Here is a 5,855-nt window from a genome sequence, read left to right as displayed (position 1 = left end):
TCTCTCTAACCATATATCAATACATCATTATAAAATTAAAACTTTATACTCATAATATCTATCTCAACCACTTTCAACACTTATGCCCCCTAGCGACGGGTGTATATGGTGGCAAGCTTACAGCTGAGCAAGCTGAGAAATTGAAGCAATATTTAACCTCGCAGCCTCCGTTACGCAACAAAAATTTGTCGAAAAATATGAAGAATTACTCAAACACACCCCGGAAAATGAGCCGAATTTTATTCGGGGATGGGGTGCCATGGCCACCTATGGTTGAATGGGGAGCGCAAGCCAATTAAGACCACTGCTTTACGGACGAGAATGAACATATTTGGCACGATTAACCTAGAAAGAACGCACGTACTATCTGCAGAATATAAGACTATAGAATCGATACGCTGGTGAAATATTTCGGTATAGCTAAAACATCATAAAAAAACATGACAATAGAGCTGGATAAAGCTATAATTACGTAATAAACTATATAATTAAAGGTATGACATATTCATTAGATTTTCGAAAAAAGTATTAAAAATAAAAACAAAGCACGGTTTGTCATTTGAAAAAGTAGCCGCTAGATTTTGCATATCTAAATCAGCAGTAGTGAGATAGAATAAAAATATTGAAGAAGTCAACAAAAGAAATAAACCATGGACAAAATTAGACAAAGAAAAATTGAGAATAAATATAGAAGAATTTCCAGATAGTTAGCCATGAAAGGGCTAAGAGGTTAGAAGTCAGCGCTTCTGGTATCAGATAGATAAGCAGATATAGTGATGAAAGTGGTTTTGCTCATGACATGCCAAGAACGCATGGATACTTTAATAAAGGCAAGCGGTGTTATGTGCTCTTATGACTGAGGGGAGCAATGCCGTAGGCGCTTTAATTGGCAAATACAAATACAATTGCAATTGGGGTGATATCTGGCTTACAAAAAGGTTTACATCTTGGGTGCAGCAGATTTTATTACCAAACCTTCCAAAAGAAAGCGGTAGTGATTTAGATCATGCCACTTTCCATAAAGGGAAAGTAGGCAAAACATGCTAGAAGATGCTATGGTTTACTTTATTTGCCTTTTTATTCCCCCGATCTAAATCCAATTGAGAAAAAATGGGGCCCAAGCCAAGCATATAAGAAGAACATTATCATAATCTTTTTATACTGATTTAAATATAGTATCCAATGTCTTTATTTAATGAACGATAAATTTTTAAAGATCAATCCATGACAAATAAATAAACAATACAACTTCTGTGAGAATTTTTTGAAAAACTCTTCCCTTCTACGCACCCTCCCTCTGAAATTCCCATGCCTTCTTTGGCAGAAAAATTAATAGAATCAGGACTGCCATCTCCCCAAGTGGTAGAAAGTCGTTCCGCCTCTTTTGGGGTAAATAGTGCGCCATTTAATCCGTGCTGAGTTTCTTTCGCAAGAACAAGCCAAATCCCAGAACGCTCATTAAAGGTAGCGCGCACTAACCCAGCCCCACCACCCAAAGCATTTTTTGGATAAACTTTAGAGGGGTGAATTGCACTAGAAGATACTCCGTCAATCCATTGTTCTTCAGATAAAGTATCCCAAATTTTACTGGAAGCCATACTTAAAGCTTGGGAATTTTCCAAAGCGCTTTCTTCTGGAAGACCTGCGTGAACACACTTGTAATGACGAAGCTGTGTAACAATTGTCTGAATTTGCTCACAAGTTCGCACGAACCTTCCTTGATCAACAATCTTCCACATCTTCATTCCTGCTCCGGCAATAACACCAAATACCGCCAAACCGATCACTACTTCCCACAAAATAAACCCTTTTTGGCGTTGAGAAAGAACATTCCTAAAAGAAAATAAAAAAAGCCCCACAAACACTTATTCTCCAGTCTGAATGCGATCTATAAGCTGGGAAACCGTGGGAATAAAATCGTCTTTATAAAAGGGATCCTCTTTGAACTTGTATGCATTGTGTCCTGCAAACATAAGGTTGTCTTCTACATTTCCTGTTAAAATAATATCTTGTAAGGTTTTTTGAATACAAAAGGACCTTGGATCTGGCTTTTCTCCTGTAGATCCTGTCATGCCTTGACTCCAATTGCTAAAAAGACAGGAACTTAAACATCCCATACAATTCCTCTGATCTCGTAGTATTTCTTCTGCTTCGTGAGGAGTAGTAAAAACAATCGTTTGGCTTGGTGTTGTCATACCGGTCACAAATCCTTGCTGCTTCCAATGCGTAATTTCATCTAAGTCTCGCTCTCTTACAAACAACTTTCTTCCCCGAGCTCCTAGTTCTAAAATTCCTGAAAATTCTTCACTTTGGGCATATGCATAAGGAACTTGACGAGAAGACCTTGCTATAAGCTTTTCTAAAAACCTATTACGAAAAGCAGAAGAGTGAAATCCAGTTGGACTGAAATTATTCAGTAAAACATCTCCTGGAAGAATAGTTAAAAGTCGTTTCTTCCAGCTTTCCGGGATAGGGCTTTCTTGAGTTAACAAAGGTCGAGTGCCAAACTGAAACCCGATAAGCCCTAATTCTTCATTATCGATCCAATGTGCCCAATTCTTTAAATGCCAAACGCTTCCTGCCATAATAATAGGGATATGGTCTAAAGAAAAATCCCGCATAGAAGCTCTTAAAGCCATAACGCGGCCATAAGGGTCTTCTGGAAGCAATGGGTTTTCTTGATTACTTAACCCATTGTGTCCCCCAGCCTTCCAAGGATCTTCATAAACAACTGCGCTTAACCACTCAGAAACTCTGTTGTAGGCGCGATTCCAAAGTGCTCTAAAGGCTCTTGCAGAAGAAACAATAGGAAGGTAGAAAACTTTAAACCGCGCAGCTATTTCCGCTAGTCTGTAGGGCATGCCTGCGCCACAAGTAATCCCATGGATCAACCCTTTTGTCCCACTTAAAATTCCCTCTAATACATTTTCTACTCCCCCCATTTCCCACAGAACATTCATATGGATACGTCCTTTTCCGCAGGACAAATCATAGGCGATTTTGGCTTGCTGCACCCCCCCCACTATTGCTTGCTCTATAAGTTCTTTGTGGCGCTCTTTTCGCGTATGTCCGTTATAAACCCAAGGCTTTATGTAGCCATTTTCATCCAAAATAGGAGCATTAACACCAGAAAACGTACCAACAGCATTGCAAGCTGCCCAAGCGCCGGCACTGACCCCATTAGATGCCCCGATTCCTTTTCCTCCTTCTACTAACGGTAAAACTTCCTTTCCAGATATCAATATAGGATTTAAAATCATAGGGTTTAAGACCGACATTAATACAAAAAATCAACATTACTCTCTTTAATATTACATAAAGCATTAAATTAAAACAAGCCCATATTTATTTTGTTTTTGATTCAAAAAAGTGATTGACTTTTGTATTATTTTTTGTTATCGTCTGAAGTTAGTTTTTATTTGATCAACAGTCTTGAGTGCTACTGCTGTAAAAACTTTTGCTTTAAATCGAAAGGCTCGATTCTCTTATCATATTGTTGATACGATAGAGTCTGGTCTTGTGTTAAAGGGAAGCGAAGTTAAGGCCATCCGTGAAGGAAAAATAAATATCGCAGAGTCTTTTGTTTTAGAATCGAAAGGAGAGCTGTTTTTGTATAACGCACTAATTAGTTTGCGTGCAGAATCAAAGCATTTTGGTCATGATCCCTTGAGATGGAAAAAGTTGTTGTTACATAACAGACAAATTCAACGAATGCGTGGACAAATGCAAAAAAAAAGAATGACTATTGTCCCACTTTCTGTATACAGTAACGCTTCAGGACTGATTAAAGTGCAACTGGGGATTGCAACAGGAAAAGAAAAGGCAGATAAACGCCAAGCAATAAAAGAGAGAGAATGGTCAAGAGAAAAACAAAGAATTTTAAGACAACACTAGTTTTGTTAAAAATAATTCCTTTTTTTATCTTGAAAATTAATCATAATTAGAATGAGTAAAATCAATAATTTTACTAAAAGTTTTTTTAATTTTTTGTAAAATTTATTATTTATTTTTGGGTGATTACCAAGAATAATTTCCTGATTTGTGCTCGTTTTTTTATAAAGGTTACCCAGTAATTTTTTTTTGCATTATTGTATTTAGTATGTAGAATACGTATACTTTCGTTCATCGTGGTCGTAAATACATTAATGGACAGGGTAAGTTTGTATGAAGGAAAATTTTTTATCAGGAAAGAACTGTCTTATCACTGGTGCTACTGGAGGAATCGGAATGGCAATAGCCCACCGGTTGTGGAATTTGGGGGGAACCATTCATCTTACAGGGCGTAACTTAGAAAAATTAGAACTCTTAAAGTCATTGTGGAGTAGCAGGGTTCATATATATCGTCATGATTTGGGAACTCAAAAATCCTGGAAAATTTTGTTAGAAGAAGTCTCTTCCCATGCTTCAAACGTTGATGTTTTGGTAAATAATAGCGGAATTACGAAAGATGGCCTTGCTCTTCGTATGAAAGACCAAGATTGGGAAGATGTTATTCACCTTAATCTTTCTGTTCCTTTTTTCTTAAGTCAAGGAGTAATTTCTGGAATGCTTAAAAATAAATGGGGGCGTATAATCAATATTACTTCAGTTATTGGACACAAAGGAAATCCTGGTCAATGTAATTATGCTGCTTCCAAAGCAGGACTGTGCGGTATGACAAAATCTTTGGCGCTAGAAGTTGCATCAAAAGGAATCACCGTAAATGCAGTGGCTCCTGGATTTATTGAAACAGCGATGACACAAGGTCTTTTGCAAGAAGCGCGAAATTCAATCTTAGAGCACACGCCGTGCAAATTTATGGGCACTCCAGAGGACGTGGCTTATGCCGTACAATTTTTAGTAAGTCCAGAAGCGAAGTTTATTACAGGACAAACTTTGCACGTTAATGGTGGAATGTATATGGGAGGATAAATTGCAGGCAATCATATTGGGGTGCGGACCTTCTTCAGGAGTTCCTTCTATAGGAAGAGGGTGGGGAGCGTGCAGCCCCAGTAACCTAAAAAATTATAGAACTCGGACCAGTTTGTTTTTTAAAACTTCAAAGAATTCTTGGTTAATTGACGCTTCTCCAGATCTTCGTTTTCAATGCTTAACATACGATATTTGCAGCATTGATGGAGTATTGTGTACTCATTCTCATATGGACCACGTGGGAGGAATAGGGGATTTGATTGGGTTTTCCTCTTTTGGGCCAATCCCTTTTTATGCGGATTCTTTTGCATGTAAAGAGCTAGAAACTATGCTTCCGTACGCATGTTTGGGAAAGTCTCGATTTATTCAGCTTTGTCAAATACTTGGTCTTTTTTATCTTTCAGATATTCCTGTTATTGCGTTCCTACAAAAGCACGGAGCAACGCATTCTCTTGGCTATCGGTTTCCCACTTGGGCGTATTCCACGGATCTTACGGAACTTTCGGAAGAATCTTTTGAGATTTTAAAAGGAATTGATACGTGGATTTTGGGCTGTCTAAGCAGCAAACCTAATACCAAACATGCTCATTTGGAGCAAGTTTTAGATTGGGTAAAGCGCGTTAATCCAAAACGCACTATTTTAACCCATATGAACGCAGACTTAGATTATGAAACGCTTAAGAAGCAGCTACCTTACGGCATAGAACCAGCGTTTGATGGAATGTCTATTTTTTTATAAAAAAAATTTTTGCGTTGTCTATTAAAAAACGGTTTACTAAGAACAGAGCTGATAAAAGGGGAGGATTCTTTAAATTCATACTCCCCCTCACTTTTTTGAAGGGTCTTTAAAAGATCCGAAAGAGAGGCTATTTTATTAAAAATAAACAACAATGTTTAATGCAAATGAACCTCTCATCCAGCGCAGAGACTTTTAAAACTTTCGT

Annotated in this window: 7 protein-coding genes; 5 read left to right on the top strand and 2 right to left on the bottom strand. The window is 37.8% G+C overall.

Annotated elements, in window-relative coordinates; translation table 11 throughout:
- Together K737_RS11245 and K737_RS10620 are read left to right on the top strand one after the other, a co-directional pair.
- A partial coding sequence (locus K737_RS11245; protein WP_235075718.1) for a hypothetical protein occupies nt 1–299 on the top strand: 299 nt, incomplete at its 5' end.
- 538 nt (nt 300–837) lie between these two features.
- A complete protein-coding gene (locus K737_RS10620) occupies nt 838–1,047 on the top strand; it encodes a hypothetical protein (RefSeq protein WP_200863627.1) in 210 nt (69 codons plus the stop codon).
- 170 nt (nt 1,048–1,217) lie between these two features.
- Here K737_RS10620 and K737_RS05655 read toward each other — a convergent pair whose 3' ends face one another.
- Nucleotides 1,218–1,865: a type II secretion system protein gene (locus tag K737_RS05655; protein ID WP_006296323.1), complete on the bottom strand. Its 648-nt coding sequence runs from the start codon at nt 1,863–1,865 to the stop codon at nt 1,218–1,220.
- Nucleotides 1,866–3,278 carry an NAD(P)H-dependent flavin oxidoreductase gene (locus tag K737_RS05650; protein ID WP_006296321.1) on the bottom strand — a complete coding sequence of 471 codons (1,413 nt, stop codon included), beginning with the start codon at nt 3,276–3,278 and terminating at the stop codon, nt 1,866–1,868.
- A 154-nt stretch (nt 3,279–3,432) separates the two neighbouring features.
- Between K737_RS05650 and smpB the strand changes: the two genes are divergently transcribed.
- The 3 genes from smpB (at nt 3,433) to K737_RS05635 (ending at nt 5,650) form a co-directional block, all read left to right on the top strand.
- Nucleotides 3,433–3,894, top strand: a complete 462-nt coding sequence (gene smpB / locus K737_RS05645; RefSeq protein ID WP_006296319.1) for an SsrA-binding protein SmpB — start codon at nt 3,433–3,435, stop codon at nt 3,892–3,894.
- A 270-nt stretch (nt 3,895–4,164) separates the two neighbouring features.
- On the top strand, nt 4,165–4,911 hold the full coding sequence (fabG, locus tag K737_RS05640) for a 3-oxoacyl-ACP reductase FabG (RefSeq protein ID WP_006296317.1): 747 nt from the start codon (nt 4,165–4,167) through the stop codon (nt 4,909–4,911).
- A gap of 1 nt (nt 4,912) precedes the next feature.
- A complete protein-coding gene (locus tag K737_RS05635; protein WP_035544239.1) occupies nt 4,913–5,650 on the top strand; it encodes an MBL fold metallo-hydrolase in 738 nt (245 codons plus the stop codon).
- The last annotated feature ends 205 nt before the right edge of the window (nt 5,651–5,855 follow it).

This window comes from Holospora undulata HU1 (assembly GCF_000388175.3).
Lineage (GTDB): Bacteria > Pseudomonadota > Alphaproteobacteria > Holosporales > Holosporaceae > Holospora > Holospora undulata_A.
Note: the sequence above shows the minus strand (reverse complement) of the source record. Positions and strands in the feature narration are given on the sequence as shown.